Here is a 14,180-nt window from a genome sequence, read left to right as displayed (position 1 = left end):
AAAAAATGTTCTGGCTGATACTCGTAACGCTACTGTGGGCCTTCTCCTTCAGCCTGATCGGCGTCTACCTCGCCGGGCAGGTGGACCCGTACTTTTCCGTGCTCACCCGTGTACTGCTGGCGCTGGCAGTATTCCTGCCCCTGCTCAGGCCAGCGCAGACGCCACGCCGCGTGGCATTGCAGCTGATGGGTATCGGCGCCATCCAGCTGGGCCTGATGTACCTGTTCTACTACCAGTCCTTACTGTTGCTGAGTGTGCCGGAGGTGCTGCTGTTCACCATCTTCACACCGGTTTACATCGCGCTGATCTATGACGGGCTGCAGGGCAGGCTGTCACCGCATCACCTGATTGCTGCAGCCATTTCCGTACTGGGCGCGGCGGTAATCCGCTGGGAAAAGCTCGATAGCGGCTACTGGCTGGGCTTCCTTGTGGTGCAGGGCGCCAACCTGTGTTTTGCCATCGGCCAGGTGGCTTACAAGCAACTGATGTCCGGCCGGCCAACACGCGATGCGCTGCGGGACTTTGGCTGGTTTTACCTCGGTGCCGCGATGGTGGCGACAGTCGCCTGGCTGGTACTGGGCAAGCCCCAGTACCCCACTACCAGTGTGCAGTGGGGCGTGCTGGTATGGCTTGGCATCATCGCCTCTGGCGCGGGCTATTTTCTCTGGAACCGCGGCGCGACCCAGGTGGATGCCGGCACCCTCGCGGCCATGAACAATGCGCTGATCCCCGCCGGACTGCTGGTAAACCTGTTAATCTGGAACCGCGATGCAGACCTGCCGCGCCTGCTGGCAGGCGGCATATTGATTGCCGGCGCAGTAGTCTACAGTGAGGCCTGCAGCCGCAAGGCTTCCGGGCGCGAGCCGCCGAAATAACAGCTCCAGATTCCACGGACAGGAAAACAGGATGATACTTCCAGATTTTACCGAACAGTTACGCCAGCTGGTGGCGACGCCAAGCGTCAGCGCAACGGATCCGCGCCTCGATATGGGTAACCGTGCGGTGGTCGAACTGCTGGCCGGCTGGCTCGAGGACATGGGCTTTGCCGTCGAGCTGCAACCGCTTCCCTACCACCCGGACAAGCTCAACCTGATCGCGACCATGGGCAGCGGCCCCGGCGGACTGGTGCTGGCGGGACACACCGATACCGTGCCCTATGACGATGGCCGCTGGCACACGGACCCATTTCGCCTGGAAGAGCGCGACAACCGCTTTTACGGGCTCGGCACCACGGATATGAAGGGTTTCTTTCCGCTGGCACTCGCCGCCGCTGCCTCGGTGAAACCTGAACAGCTCAAGCAGCCGCTGATCATTCTTGCGACCGCCGACGAGGAGTCTGCCATGGGCGGTGCCCGCGCACTGGTGGCCGCGGGGATGCCCAGGGCGCGATACGCGGTGATCGGCGAACCCACCGGCATGCGCCCGGTGCACATGCACAAGGGCTGCATGATGGAATCTATCCGGGTGACAGGCCACTCGGGCCACTCCTCCAACCCGGCGCTGGGCGCCAATGCCCTCGACGCAATGCACTCCGTCATCGGCGAGTTGATGGCCATTCGCAAGGGCTGGGAATCACGCTACCAGCACCCGGGCTTCCTGGTGCCGGTGCCGACTCTCAACCTCGGCTGTATTCACGGCGGTGACAACCCAAACCGCATCTGTGCAGGCACTGAGCTGCAGTTCGATATCCGTCCGGTGCCGGGTATGGAACTGGAAGCCGTGCGCGAGGAAATCCGCAGCCGCGTACTGGCGCTGCCACAGGCAGAGCGTATCCAGGTGGAATACAAGCCCCTGTTTGACGGTGTGCCACCTTTCGCAGAAGGCGAGCAATCCGAACTGGTGCAGGCAACCGAAAAACTCACCGGGCATGCGGCACACAGCGTAGCCTTTGCCACGGAGGCACCCTACCTGCAGCAACTAGGTATGCAGACGGTGGTGCTCGGGCCCGGCGATATCGACCAGGCTCACCAGCCGGACGAATTTCTGCCGCAGGACAGGATTGCCCCCATGATTGAGGTACTGCAAGGCCTGGTGCGGCGCTTCTGCCTCTAAGTCACAGGCATCACCCGCAGCCTTTTCACGCTTTCTTCACGCAGATCTGACGGAAACTTCGCAGCCGGACGGCGCGCAGTCTGCGACAATCTGCCGTACTGCCCGATTGAGCCTGCAGTAACGTATCTTGCATGACCGGCGGATTCCGCGTTTCATAAGGCCATGGTTCCACAATCAGAAAAACAGGACTAATACGGAAATGTTGAAAAAGAGATTGATAGCGGTGGTTGTCGTCGTCGCGATCTGCGCGCTTATTGCCTGGGCGATTTCAGGCGGAGATATGAATTGGTGGAATATACTCGCCATCGCGTTCGGTGTGCAGTGGGTCGCCTTTGTCCCGTCTTATATTTTCAAAACAGAAAAATTTTACGACCTTTGCGGCAGCACCACTTTCCTCGCCTGTATCTGGAGCGCGGCAGCCCTGAGCGGCGTATCCAACCCCTGGCAGCTGCTCGTGGTGGGCCTGGTAACCATCTGGGCCCTGCGCCTCGGCAGTTTCCTGTTCCTGCGTGTGATGAAGACCGGTGAGGACTCCCGCTTCAGGGAGATCAAACATTCCGCCCCGCGCTTTCTCGTGGCCTGGACGCTGCAGGGCGCCTGGGTATTCCTGACACTGCTGGCAGCACTGGTGATCGTCTTTAATGGTGCGGAGCTCACCGCCACGCCCTGGGGCTGGGCGGGGCTGGCGATCTGGATTATCGGATTCGTAACAGAAGTGGTGGCAGATCGCCAGAAAAGCGCGTTCCGCGAACAGAAGAGCAAGGAAAAACCGTTTATCACCAGCGGGCTGTGGAAATTCAGCCGGCACCCGAATTACGCCGGGGAAATCCTGCTGTGGCTTGGCATGTTCATCATGTCTGTACCACTGCTAAGCGGCTGGCTCTGGCTGGTGGTGATAAGCCCGGTGTTCGTTTACCTGCTTATTTCCCGGGTCAGCGGCGTGCCGATGCTGGAAGAGCAGGCCGACAAGCGCTGGGGCGAGATGGAAGCCTATCAGGCGTACAAGGCGAGCACCCCAAAACTTTTCTTCGGCAACTAGGACCGAAGGCCTCTCCCTGCGGCGGAGCTCCCGGGCAATTTCCGGGCGGCTCCGCAACGCATCACCCACAGCCTGTACTTAATTCCTGACGAGCGCGATCAGCTTTTTACCAATATCCGTATTGTCCTGGTTGCCGCGAAACTGCTCACTGCCCTTGCCTGCGGCGAACACCTGCACATCCTCGCCGGTATGGCCATGGGTGGTCCAGCCAGTGCCGGTACGGCGATTGATGATATCGGCAATGCTGGCATACAGGGATTTCGGGTCGTTATCCCGCGCCTTGGTTTCACGCGAGTACTGCTGCGCGCTCACCAGGGACGCGATCTCGTCATCTTCGAGCGGGAAGTCCACAAAGCGCGCCCAGTCTGCCGCAATATCTTCGCTTTCCAGCAACACTTCCTTGAGCTTGCCCTGTGAGGCACGCACCTGGCGGATGACCTTCGGCATCCAGCGGTAACTACCTTCACGACCGATACTCGGGCCACCGGTGTCATGGTCCGCGGTGACCACCAGCAGGGTATCGGGATTGGCCTTCATGAATTCCAGTACGATTTCAATGGAAGCCGCAAAATCCCCCATCTCTTTCATCGCACAGGCGATGTCATTGTTGTGGCCACACCAGTCGATCTGGCTGCCCTCCACCATCAGGAAGAAGCCCTCGTCACTGCCGGCAAGCGATGCCAGCGCGGCGCGGGTCATGCGCTGCAACCGGTCCGGCACATCGCTGTCGATGGCGTAGGGCAGGCCGCTGTCGGCAAACAGTCCAACCAGATTGCGCTTGCCCGCGGCGTTTTCCAGCGCGCCGAAATCATCGACCCGGTGATAGCCGTCCGCCTCCAGTTTTTGCCACAGCGCGGTCTCATCATGATCGAAATACTTGCGCCCGCCACCCAGGAACACATCCACCAGCGGCATATCGTTATGGCGCTGGTTGACGAAATCCTGGGCGATAGCATGCTTCTCCCCACGATTCGCGTTGTGCGCGACAAAAGCGGCCGGCGTAGCGTGGTAGATTTCCGAAGTGGCGACCAGGCCGGTACGCATACCGGCCTGCTTGGCATGCTTCAGGACGGAGTCCACCGGCTGGCCATCGGCATCCACACCCACAGCCCCGTTCAGGGTCTTGACGCCCGCCGCCATCGCCGTGGCAGAAGCGGCGGAATCCGTCACCGAGTCCGGGTCTGCGGGGAAGGTACTGGCGTTGCCCACCAGCGTTTGCGTGAATACGGTGGGGCGGAAGTCCGCACGGTTGTTGTCATTGACGAAGTAGCGGTAGCCACTGGTGTAGGCCGGCCCCATGCCGTCACCGATCATCAGGATGACGTTTTTGGGGTTTTCATCTGGCGTGCAGGCGGACAGGAATACGGCTGCAGCCGCGGTGGCGATATATTTTCTCATTGTGGTATTTCATTTCCCTACGGGTTTCGGGAATAGTATCTGTGGTATAAAAGCTGCTCAAGTGCAGTATCTGCAACCATACCTCTCGGGAACCAAGGACCGGAAACCACTGTGAACTCGCTCGACGCGCCCTCCGTAATCGACTGGTTTCGCCTCGCTGCCCCTTACGTTAACGACCTGCGCGGCCGCACACTGGTAATCGCGATTCCCGGCGAGGGTCTCGCACATGAAAATTTCCGTAACCTTGTACACGATCTGGCGCTACTCAGCAGCCTCGGCACCCGGCTGGTACTGGTTTTCGGCGCGCGTGACCAGATCACCAGCGCGCTGTCCGACGCGGGTATCGAGTCCGCTTTCCACGGTGACAGCCGCATCACCGATGCGCGTACCCTGGAAGTGGTAAAGGCCGTTGTCGGGCGCCTGCGCTTCGATATCGAAGCGGCTATCTCCCAGGGCCTGCCCAATTCGCCAATGGCCGGCGCCCAGCTGCGGGTGGTATCCGGTAACTTTGTCAGCGCACAGCCACTCGGCATCCTCGACGGGGTCGACCTGCAGTGGAGCGGGCGCGTGCGGCGCATCGACGGCGACAGCCTGTCCAGCCAGCTGCACGGTGGCAACCTGGTGCTGATACCGCCGCTGGGAACTTCCCTCACAGGCGAGATATTCTCGGTCAACTACCTGGAGCTGGCGGAAGCACTCGCTGCATCACTGCGCGCGGAAAAACTGATCCTGCTGCGGGAAAATGGCCAGTTGCAGGTAGAGGGCAACAGTGTGCGGGAACTTCCACTGGCGCGAGCCGAGAAGCTGCTGGCACAGTGCGACAGCAGCAGCCTGCGCATTGCCGTCAGGGCCTGCAACCACGGCGTACCAAGAGTACAGATGGTCAGCTACAGCGCCAATGGCGCCCTGCTTGAGGAACTCCTCACCCGCGGCGGCAGTGGCACCATGGTTTACCGCGACAGTTATGAGACGGTGCGACGCGCGCGTATCGAGGATGTGGGTGGCATTCTGGGGCTGATCCGGCCGCTGGAGAAGGAAGGCGTGCTGGTGCGCCGCTCGCGCAAGAAACTGGAAGGGGAAATTTCCCACTTCACCATTTTCGAGGTGGACAGCAGCATTGTCGCCTGCGCCGCACTCTACCCGATCACCGACCAGGCCGGCAGCACCGTGGCTGCGGAACTCGCCTGTGTTGCGATACATCCCGACTTCCGGGGCGGTGGCCGCGGCGCGCGCCTGATGCGGCACCTGGAGCGGCAGGCCCGCAGCCAGGGGGTGGAGGAGCTGTTCGTGCTGACCACCCAGACCGAGCACTGGTTTATCGAACAGGGCTTCGCACCGGTCGCGCCGGAGAGCTTGCCGGCATCCCGGCAGGCGCTTTACAACGACCTGCGCCAGTCGCGGGTGATGCGCAAGGCGCTTGTGTAACAGGTCCCTGTGCAAAAAGCCCCTGTGGAAGTGATTCGAGTGTAAACAGCCCGCCCCAACCCGAGCGCGCCAGCCCAGCGGAGAGGGCCTCGCAGCAAACCCGTTACAGCTGTAACCATAGATGGCGCCCGGCCCCCAATTTGCTATCCTGTCCGGCCGCCCGCATTGCGGGCAGCAAGATTTTTACACTGAGCAGCAGTAGGGATAACCATGCCAGAGTATCGTTCCCGCACTTCCACAGCAGGCCGCAACATGGCGGGCGCGCGCGCACTGTGGCGCGCCACCGGAATGAAAGATGACGACTTCCACAAGCCCATCATTGCCGTGGCCAACTCCTTTACCCAGTTCGTACCGGGCCACGTCCACCTGAAAGACATGGGGCAGCTGGTCGCGCGCGAAATCGAGAAAGCCGGCGGCGTCGCCAAAGAGTTCAACACCATCGCCGTGGATGACGGCATCGCCATGGGCCACGACGGCATGCTGTACAGCCTGCCCAGCCGCGAGATCATCGCGGACTCGGTGGAGTACATGGCCAATGCGCACTGCGCCGACGCGCTGGTGTGCATCTCGAACTGCGACAAGATCACTCCCGGGATGCTGATGGCGGCACTGCGCCTCAATATTCCGGTGATTTTCGTATCCGGCGGGCCGATGGAGGCCGGCAAGACCAAGCTCGCTGATCACAAGCTGGACCTGGTCGATGCCATGGTCATTGCAGCGACGGACGCCAGCGATGAAACCGTGGCCGAATACGAGCGCTCTGCCTGCCCGACCTGCGGTTCCTGCTCCGGCATGTTTACCGCCAACTCCATGAACTGCCTGACCGAGGCACTGGGCCTGTCACTGCCGGGCAATGGCACCATGCTCGCCACCCACGCGGACCGACGCGAGCTGTTCCTGCGTGCTGGCCGCGAGATCGTCGGGCTGGCCAAGCGCTATTATGAAGAGGACGACCTCAGCGCCCTGCCCCGCTCCATTGCCAGCCGCGAGGCATTTTCCAACGCCATGGCACTGGATATCGCCATGGGCGGCTCCACCAACACCATCCTGCACCTGCTCGCTGCTGCGCAGGAAGCGGAAGTCGAGTTCACCATGGCGGATATCGATGTGCTGTCGCGCAAGGTGCCGCAGCTGTGCAAGGTGGCACCCAACACGCAGAAATACCATATCGAGGATGTGCACCGCGCTGGCGGTGTCTACGGCCTGCTCGGCGAACTGGAGCGCGGAGGCCTGTTCGATGCCTCATTGCCGACAGTCCATAGCCGCACCTTCGGCGAGGCTCTGGAGGCGTGGGACATTCGCCGCACCGACAACCCCGAAGTGCGTAAGTTTTTCCTGGCCGGGCCCGCAGGCATTCCTACACAACAGGCCTTCAGTCAGGACTGCCGCTGGTCCAGCCTCGACAGCGACCGGGCAAAGGGCTGCATACGCTCCATTGAAAATGCCTTCTCCAGTGAAGGCGGCCTGGCGGTGCTGTTTGGCAACCTGGCGCCGAACGGCTGTGTGGTGAAGACTTCCGGTGTCGATGAAGCCCTGTGGCACTTCGAAGGGCCGGCCCATGTGGTGGAAAGCCAGGATACTGCGGTAGCCAATATCCTCGATGGCAAAGTCAAGGCAGGCGACGCGGTCATCGTGCGCTACGAGGGCCCGCGCGGCGGCCCGGGTATGCAGGAAATGCTGTATCCCACCAGCTACATCAAGTCCAAGGGCCTGGGCGAATCCTGCGCACTCATCACAGACGGCCGCTTCTCGGGCGGCACCTCCGGCCTGTCCATCGGGCACGTTTCACCGGAAGCAGCGGCAGGCGGGAATATCGCGCTGGTGCGCGACGGCGACACCATCCGTATCGATATTCCCAACCGCACCATCGAAGTGGTCCTTAGCGATGCCGAACTGCAGCAGCGCCGTGACCAGCTCAATGACAAAAGCGGCGGGCAGTGGCAGCCTGCAGAGAAGCGTCCGCGCAAGGTCAGCAAGGCCCTGAAGGCCTATGCAATGCTGGCCACCAGTGCAGACCGGGGTGCGGTTCGCGAGCTGTAACAGCAGCGCTATCAGGTAAACAAAAAGGGCCCACTGGATGACAGTGGCCCTTTTTTTCGTTCCGGCCTACTGCAGTTTAAAGACAATCCTGTTCTGGACGCCGCGGCGCGCAACCGGCACCCCGTCTTTCAGGGTCGGGCGATACTTGAATTTCTTCACCGCCCGTAACGCTTCCCTGTTAAACAGGGTGGTCGGGTTTCCGGCGCGATCAAAACCTGCCAGCACGCGCGGGTCGGCGACACTGCCATTCGGGGTGATGGTGAACTCCACAATCACATGACCCTCGATACCCTTCTGCAGTGCCCGTACCGGATAGCGCGGGCTGCTCTTCACGATGGGGATCGGGTCGCTGTTGATCGGTATTTTCGTTTCGTTACCCGGCGGCCGGTATTTGTACTCGGTGGGCAGTTTGAGCGTGGTTGGCTCCGGTAGCCGCTCCTGTGGCTGTGGCGCAGTGGTTGGCATGGGCTCCGCCGGCGGCTCCGGTTCGGCAAAGTCCCGGATCACCTCGATTTCGGGTGTCTCCATGACAAACTCGGGAATCCTGGGCGGCGGGTCTTCCACCGGCTCACGGAACTCGGCGTGGATGAGCTGGCTCATCAGGAACAACAGGCCGCCGGTGGCAACTGCCGCAAGGCTGAGATTACGCGTGGTTGCGGCTGTCCGGTTAACAGACGGGTTAATGCGCTGGCTGACTTTATCCATAACTTTATCCATAACTTTACCCATAAATACACCTCTCCTTGTTCTTATCAGGTGTCTGGCCGCCGCGGCGGGCGCGGCGCAAGGGAAAAGCTGATCAGCTAATTAACATTTAATGCCACGCATCATGGCATTTCAAGTCATTTGTTCCGAACATTCATTTGGTTTCAGGCAAGTTTTGCTGGAAAGTGAGTACGCACAAACCCGGCAGGCATAAAAAAACCGCGCCCTGAGGCGCGGTTTTTATTTTCCGATTCCCGCGGGAATCAGATGGCAAGCTGCTCTTCGCGTTTCTTCTCGCCTTCAACGTAGGCGATCCACTGCTCCGCGAACTTCTTGGAGCGCTTGTCTTTCTTGGCCACTTCAAGGTGCTTGAGGGCGGCTTCGTATTTCTTCAGGTTGGCATTTGCCATCCCGAGGACAATACGCAACTGGTCCTCACGCTTCAGGCCACCCTTTTTCAGGGCCTTATCGCCTGCAGTGATTGCTTCCTTGTTCTGGTCCAGGTCCAGGTAGATACCTGCGAGACGGGAGTAGAGCTCACCCTTGTCCGACATGGAAGCAGCTGCCTCCATTTCCGGAATAGACTTCTTCAACTCCTGCGCCATCTGGTAGGCAACTGCCAGGGTTTCCAGGTTCTTGGAAGTGCGCTCGATCTGCTTGTTGTCGATGCCCTTCTTGATCACCTTGGCGCCCTTGTATGGCATTTCCGCACCCATGAAGAGATAGGCCATGTTCAGCAGCTCTTTCTCTTTCTTGAGCACGCCCGCAATGTAGGCAGCTTCCATCATGTGCAGCTGGTCTTTCTCGCGGCCGAGTTGGCCGTACATGCCAGCCAGCTGGATGTAGTAGGTGCCCTGCGGATAGTGCTTGACCAGCTTCTCCAGTACCTTCACGACACTCGGGTAATCGTTCTTGTCGTAGTACAGGAAACGCTGTAGGTCATACCAGGCCTGCTTTGGAACCTTGCCGTTGCCTTCAACCATGGACACAGCCTTGCTGATGTCCTTGAGGGCGTTGGCATTGTCCTTCAGCTGGTAGTGCGCCTGCGCACGCAGGTAGTACATCTCGCCGGTGACGATATTGGAAACATCCATCCAGCGATTGATGTAACGCAATGCACCCTTGTAGTCCTCTTTTACGAAGGACAGCTGGGACACCGCCTGCAGAGAGCCGATTTCCAGCGCCTCGGTCAGGTTTTCACTCGGCACGGACAGCACTTTTTTGTAGCTGGCGATAGCCCCGTCATAGTTCTCGAGACTGAAGTAGATATACGCCATGAAGTAGGCAACCTGTGCCTTTTCATACGCGGAGTACTTGGAAGAACGCGCTTCCATGTCCCGCAGAACCGCGAGCGCTTCATTGAACTGTTGCGCATCAGCAAGTTCCTGGGCCTGGCCCAGCTTCTTGCCAACGGCTTCAGAGATCGAAGGCGTCTTGCGTGTCTTGACCTTGCTCGGCTTCTTCTCTTCCTGAGCATACGCCTGGCCGAAACCATTCGCATTGAAGCCCAGTGCATCAAGAACCTGCACACTGATTGCCGGTGCGGCAACCAGGGGCAACGCCAACGCGGAGCGTTTGACGAACTTGGATAAAGCTGTCGTCACTTTCATTTGCGTCGCCTCCGTTACTTGGCCAGGTTGAAGGTGATCTTGGTACGTACACCCGGTACTTCGATGGCTTCACCATCGATGACCCGCGGCTTGTACTTGTACTTCAGCGCGGACTTCATCGCAGCGCGATTGAAGACCGTAGTCGGCTGGCCCTTGGCGGTGAATGCTTCCACCACACGCGGGTCACGTACAGATCCGTTCTTGGTTACTGTGTACTCGACGATCACGTAGCCTTCGATACCACGCTGCATGGCGCGACGCGGATACTGCGGCTGCACCTTCACGATTGGCAGGTAATCACCTTCACTCGCGAAGTTGCCGAGGCCACCGATGTTCGGGTCAACACCTGAAGTGGGCGGCGCCATGTTGATGGCGGTGTCCACGTCCGGGTTGTCGAACTCCGGCTCAGGCATATCCGGTGGCGGCTCTTCCGGCTCGTCCGGCTTGTCCGGCTTGCTCGTGTCGTACTGGGTATCCAGCTCCTGCTTCGGCATCACGATATCTGCGATCTTGATGTTCTCCCCTTCTTCGGGAGCCTTCATGTTCGCATCGATCAGCTTCTGCATTGTGAAAATAAGGCCACGGTGGTCACTACACCCAGCACGCCAGCCCCTAAAAGTCTTCCTAGGTTCACGGCTGCTTAACCCTCTTCTGTTGCTAGCGAAGTTTTAGCGATACCGACCTTTTTCGCCGCTTCTATGACCTTTTCAATGGCCTCGATGCTGGCGCCCTCGTCCGGCTGAATAATCAGCCAGCCTTTCGGGTTCTCAGCAAACAGGCGCTCAAGGACAACCTTCACCAGACGCTCGTCGACCTTTTCCTTGGCAATCCAGATCTCGTCTTTGCTATTGATACCCACCAGGATGGATGCCGCTTTCAGCTCAGCTGTAGTGGCTTCCGGCTTGGTGATCTCAATGCCCGGCTCCTTGATAAAGGTGGAGACGACGATAAAGAAGATCAGCATGATGAACACCACGTCCAGCATGGGCGTGAGGTCAATCGCGTTTTCGTCTTCTGCCGCTTTTGGTTTTCTGCTCATTGGCAACTCTCTTAGCGAATACTGCTCGCCGTTAGCCTTAATGGTCCATCGTCAGATGGTCTTCCAGCAGTTGATTCTCGCGTTCCGCCTTACGGGTGATGTAAGTGTTGGCAAATACACCAGACAGTGCTGCCACCATGCCCGCCATTGTCGGGATGGTCGCCATGGATACACCACTGGCCATTTGCTTGGCATCACCGCCCCCGGTCATTGCGAGCACTTCAAACACGTTGATCATGCCCCAAACAGTACCGAGGAGACCGAACAGCGGACACAGGCTTACGCAGGCCTGGATCATATCGATGTTGCTGTCGATCTTTTCCTTAACACGAGAAATCAATGCATAGCGGATCTGACGCGCGTTCCAGGATTTACGCTCATCGCGCTCCTCCCAGGTGTCGAGTGCGTTTTGCACATCGGTCTTCAACGCTCCGTTGAAGTAAAAAACGCGCTCGAATATCAGAGTCCACATGAAGAAGGTCAGACCGGCAATGAGGAACAGTACCGGTCCGCCCGTCGCCATAAAGGCTTCAACGGCGGCCCATGCGTCAACTAATGCGTGCATGCTACCGCCCTCTCTTATTTGCGTTCTGCGCTTTCGGCAACGATACCCGCGCTCTGCTCATCCAGGATGTGCAGGATGCGCTTGGCACGGCCGTTAACCAGGGTGTGCAGCAGTACGGTCGGGATGGCTACAACCAGACCCAGTACTGTGGTTACCAGTGCAGAGGAGATACCGCCTGCCATGGTCTTCGGATCGCCTGCACCGAAAATGGTGATCGCCTGGAAGGTGATGATCATACCGGTCACGGTACCCAGCAGACCCAGCAGCGGAGCAACCATGGAGATGATCTTCAGCAGGTTGAGGCCAGACTCGATGCCCGGGCGCTCTTTCAGAACCGCTTCTTCCATCTTCAGCTCGAGGGTTTCACCATCGATACCCTTGTTCTCTTCAGCAACCTGCAGCACACGGCCCAGCGGGTTGTTCGTGTTCGGGGTGTCGGAACGCAGCTGAGCGTTAACCTTGGCGTTCATGCCGGACAGCACCAGCAGGCGCCAGATGGCCAGCAGCGCAGCGAACACACCTACTGCAGAGATGATGTAGCCAACCAGGCCGCCCTGGTGCCACTTGTCGATCAGGCTCGGAGTGTTGATCAGGGCTTTCAGCAGGGAACCGCCGGTAGGACCAGTCGGGTCAACACCAAACGCCTGGAAACCGGTAGTGGAAGACTGCAGGTCTTCAGCTTTGCCCTGGAACTTGCCAGGCTGCTTGACCAGCTCCGCCATGCGGAAGTCATCGGTCATTTCCAGGTACTGGCCATCGGAAACCAGGTTGAAGTTACCAACACGAACTACTTCGCGCTCGGCCTTCTCACCGTCCGGCAGCAGTACAGTGCCGTTGAACTTGACTACCTTGCCGGACTCAACGATTTCACGCTGCAGCTCGTACCACAGACGCTCGATTTCCTCGATGCTCGGCAGTTCGGTTGCGGAGTTCATCTTCTCGATCAGCTGACCGAGGAACTCGCCGCGGCCCGGGTACTGGGCAGAAACGATGGAGGAATCCAGGTTGGCGCGCAGGTCGCCAGCGGTGGAGGTCAGGTGGCCGAACAGCTCTTTCAGGGAGCCCAGACGCTCGTCCAGCTGCTCACGCTTTTCCTTAACCAGCAGTTCCTGGTCTTCGTACTGCTTTTCCAGACGAGTGGAACGCGCTTCTTCGGAAGCCTTGGTGTTGCGGGCCTGGGTCAGCAGGTTCTGCTGGTTGGCCTTCTGGCGTTTGAAGTCTGCTTCGCGCTTGCGGTGCTCGGCAGTTTCGGAAACCTTGGATTGTTTAACCAGGTTCAGCAGCTCATCGATGCTCGCTGCTTTGTCCTGTGCCACGGCGGAAACGCTGAAGATACCAGCTGCTACAGCCGCGATAACGCTTTTGGCTATGGTGTTTTTCATTGCGCAGCCTCCGGAGCAGGAATCGGCATGGTCATAATGGCTTTGGTGGCCTGGTTCTTGGCGATTTTCAGACCTTCCATAACGGCGCGACGGTATTCGCCAGCGTCGACTTCAACCCAGCCCTTCTGCTCTTTATCGTAAGCGAGGGTGGTGCTGGAATCGGTGGTCTGGGCAACCAGTGCGATACGGCCGATCTGCAGCACGTTTACTTCGCGCTCCTGGCCGTCAACTACCAGGGTGTCACGGTAGCTGTTGATCTTGCGGCTGTACTCGGATTCGAAGTTGTACAGCTCGAGGATCTGGCGGAATTTCTCTGCAACAGTAATGTCAGAGCGATCCATGTTGCTCTTGACCTTCTCCAGGTTCGCCATACGGGCGTCGAGGTCAAAAGGAACGTCCAGCTCGATGAACTGCTCAAGCGCAGTCACCATGCGGAGGATCAGCGGCTGGATCTGGCGCTCGATCACAGTCACGTTGGCAATGGACTGCTCCAGCTTGCGGATCACGTCCAGCTGGTTGGCCAGCTGCTTTTCCAGCTGCTTGTTATAAACGCGCAGGCCGTCAATCTCTTTGTTGACTACCTTGAAATCTTGCAGCAGGGAGTTGGTCTCCTCCGCAATCTTGTCGATACGCTTTTGAGAAGACTGTGCGGCGGCCGTCTTTTGTTGGCCGACTGACAGCACAGAGTCAATGGTATCCGCAGCAGCAACGCTGCCCATGAGCGCACCCGCGGACAGCGCAGTGGTCATCGCCACAGCTTGCAATCGCTTAATTTTCATCAGACCCCCCAGTGGGTTCAGTAATTTCACAACATGGTCGCGATGTTTCTAGCTGCCAGAACGCGGCTTCAGCTACTGGCAGGCAGCTAAGAGCGGCACATTGTAATAACAGCACCTTTGAATATTCAAATGAATAAGGTACGGCC

The 14,180-nt window shown here is 59.0% G+C and carries 13 protein-coding genes; 5 read left to right on the top strand and 8 right to left on the bottom strand.

Features of this window, described 5'->3' with window-relative positions; translation table 11 throughout:
* Positions 1-5 precede the first annotated feature (5 nt).
* The 3 genes from QSJ80_RS10915 (at position 6) to QSJ80_RS10905 (ending at position 3,091) form a co-directional block, all read left to right on the top strand.
* The gene (locus QSJ80_RS10915) at positions 6-875 is read left to right on the top strand and encodes a carboxylate/amino acid/amine transporter (RefSeq protein WP_285764485.1); all 870 of its coding nucleotides are present in this window, start codon (positions 6-8) and stop codon (positions 873-875) included.
* A 31-nt stretch (positions 876-906) separates the two neighbouring features.
* A complete protein-coding gene (argE, locus tag QSJ80_RS10910) occupies positions 907-2,052 on the top strand; it encodes an acetylornithine deacetylase (protein ID WP_285764484.1) in 1,146 nt (381 codons plus the stop codon).
* A 280-nt stretch (positions 2,053-2,332) separates the two neighbouring features.
* The gene (locus QSJ80_RS10905) at positions 2,333-3,091 is read left to right on the top strand and encodes a DUF1295 domain-containing protein (protein ID WP_285764483.1); all 759 of its coding nucleotides are present in this window, start codon (positions 2,333-2,335) and stop codon (positions 3,089-3,091) included.
* A 78-nt stretch (positions 3,092-3,169) separates the two neighbouring features.
* Here QSJ80_RS10905 and QSJ80_RS10900 read toward each other — a convergent pair whose 3' ends face one another.
* A complete protein-coding gene (locus tag QSJ80_RS10900) occupies positions 3,170-4,489 on the bottom strand; it encodes an alkaline phosphatase (RefSeq protein ID WP_285764482.1) in 1,320 nt (439 codons plus the stop codon).
* Positions 4,490-4,600: 111 nt separating this feature from the next.
* On the opposite strand from QSJ80_RS10900, the gene argA reads away from it, so the two are divergent.
* Positions 4,601-5,914 carry an amino-acid N-acetyltransferase gene (gene argA / locus QSJ80_RS10895; protein ID WP_285764481.1) on the top strand — a complete coding sequence of 438 codons (1,314 nt, stop codon included), beginning with the start codon at positions 4,601-4,603 and terminating at the stop codon, positions 5,912-5,914.
* A 210-nt stretch (positions 5,915-6,124) separates the two neighbouring features.
* Entirely contained in the window at positions 6,125-7,954 is a 1,830-nt protein-coding gene (ilvD, locus tag QSJ80_RS10890; protein WP_285764480.1) for a dihydroxy-acid dehydratase, read from the top strand.
* A gap of 66 nt (positions 7,955-8,020) precedes the next feature.
* On the opposite strand, the gene QSJ80_RS10885 is transcribed toward ilvD, so the two are convergent.
* The 7 genes from QSJ80_RS10885 to QSJ80_RS10855 form a co-directional block, all read right to left on the bottom strand.
* Positions 8,021-8,659, bottom strand: a complete 639-nt coding sequence (locus tag QSJ80_RS10885; protein ID WP_285764479.1) for an energy transducer TonB — start codon at positions 8,657-8,659, stop codon at positions 8,021-8,023.
* Between the two features lie 263 nt (positions 8,660-8,922).
* Positions 8,923-10,269, bottom strand: a complete 1,347-nt coding sequence (locus QSJ80_RS10880) for a tetratricopeptide repeat protein (RefSeq protein WP_285764478.1) — start codon at positions 10,267-10,269, stop codon at positions 8,923-8,925.
* A gap of 14 nt (positions 10,270-10,283) precedes the next feature.
* A complete protein-coding gene (locus QSJ80_RS10875; RefSeq protein ID WP_285764477.1) occupies positions 10,284-10,835 on the bottom strand; it encodes an energy transducer TonB in 552 nt (183 codons plus the stop codon).
* 74 nt (positions 10,836-10,909) lie between these two features.
* Complete coding sequence (locus tag QSJ80_RS10870) at positions 10,910-11,308, bottom strand: ExbD/TolR family protein (protein ID WP_285764476.1); 399 nt, start codon at positions 11,306-11,308, stop codon at positions 10,910-10,912.
* 37 nt (positions 11,309-11,345) lie between these two features.
* Entirely contained in the window at positions 11,346-11,873 is a 528-nt protein-coding gene (locus QSJ80_RS10865; protein WP_285764475.1) for a MotA/TolQ/ExbB proton channel family protein, read from the bottom strand.
* A gap of 14 nt (positions 11,874-11,887) precedes the next feature.
* Positions 11,888-13,255, bottom strand: coding sequence for a MotA/TolQ/ExbB proton channel family protein (locus QSJ80_RS10860; protein ID WP_285764474.1), 1,368 nt, complete (start codon positions 13,253-13,255; stop codon positions 11,888-11,890).
* Complete coding sequence (locus tag QSJ80_RS10855) at positions 13,252-14,034, bottom strand: DUF3450 domain-containing protein (RefSeq protein WP_285764473.1); 783 nt, start codon at positions 14,032-14,034, stop codon at positions 13,252-13,254. Before QSJ80_RS10855 ends, QSJ80_RS10860 begins: the two co-directional genes overlap by 4 nt.
* Positions 14,035-14,180: the final 146 nt, after the last annotated feature.

It is taken from the genome of Biformimicrobium ophioploci (genome assembly GCF_030270605.1).
In the GTDB taxonomy this organism is placed as follows: Bacteria; Pseudomonadota; Gammaproteobacteria; order Pseudomonadales; family Cellvibrionaceae; genus Biformimicrobium; species Biformimicrobium ophioploci.
This window is presented reverse-complemented; position numbering and strand designations above follow the sequence as displayed.

Coding starts and splice junctions, on each gene's coding strand:
- QSJ80_RS10905 (WP_285764483.1), top strand. CDS start 2,333: ATGAATTGGTGGAATATACTCGCCATCGCGTTCGGTGTGCAGTGGGTC.
- QSJ80_RS10900 (WP_285764482.1), bottom strand. CDS start 4,489: ATGAGAAAATATATCGCCACCGCGGCTGCAGCCGTATTCCTGTCCGCC.
- QSJ80_RS10885 (WP_285764479.1), bottom strand. CDS start 8,659: ATGGATAAAGTCAGCCAGCGCATTAACCCGTCTGTTAACCGGACAGCC.
- QSJ80_RS10865 (WP_285764475.1), bottom strand. CDS start 11,873: ATGCACGCATTAGTTGACGCATGGGCCGCCGTTGAAGCCTTTATGGCG.
- QSJ80_RS10860 (WP_285764474.1), bottom strand. CDS start 13,255: ATGAAAAACACCATAGCCAAAAGCGTTATCGCGGCTGTAGCAGCTGGT.
- QSJ80_RS10870 (WP_285764476.1), bottom strand. CDS start 11,308: ATGAGCAGAAAACCAAAAGCGGCAGAAGACGAAAACGCGATTGACCTC.
- QSJ80_RS10915 (WP_285764485.1), top strand. CDS start 6: ATGTTCTGGCTGATACTCGTAACGCTACTGTGGGCCTTCTCCTTCAGC.
- QSJ80_RS10875 (WP_285764477.1), bottom strand. CDS start 10,835: ATGCAGAAGCTGATCGATGCGAACATGAAGGCTCCCGAAGAAGGGGAG.
- argE (WP_285764484.1), top strand. CDS start 907: ATGATACTTCCAGATTTTACCGAACAGTTACGCCAGCTGGTGGCGACG.
- QSJ80_RS10880 (WP_285764478.1), bottom strand. CDS start 10,269: ATGAAAGTGACGACAGCTTTATCCAAGTTCGTCAAACGCTCCGCGTTG.
- ilvD (WP_285764480.1), top strand. CDS start 6,125: ATGCCAGAGTATCGTTCCCGCACTTCCACAGCAGGCCGCAACATGGCG.
- QSJ80_RS10855 (WP_285764473.1), bottom strand. CDS start 14,034: ATGAAAATTAAGCGATTGCAAGCTGTGGCGATGACCACTGCGCTGTCC.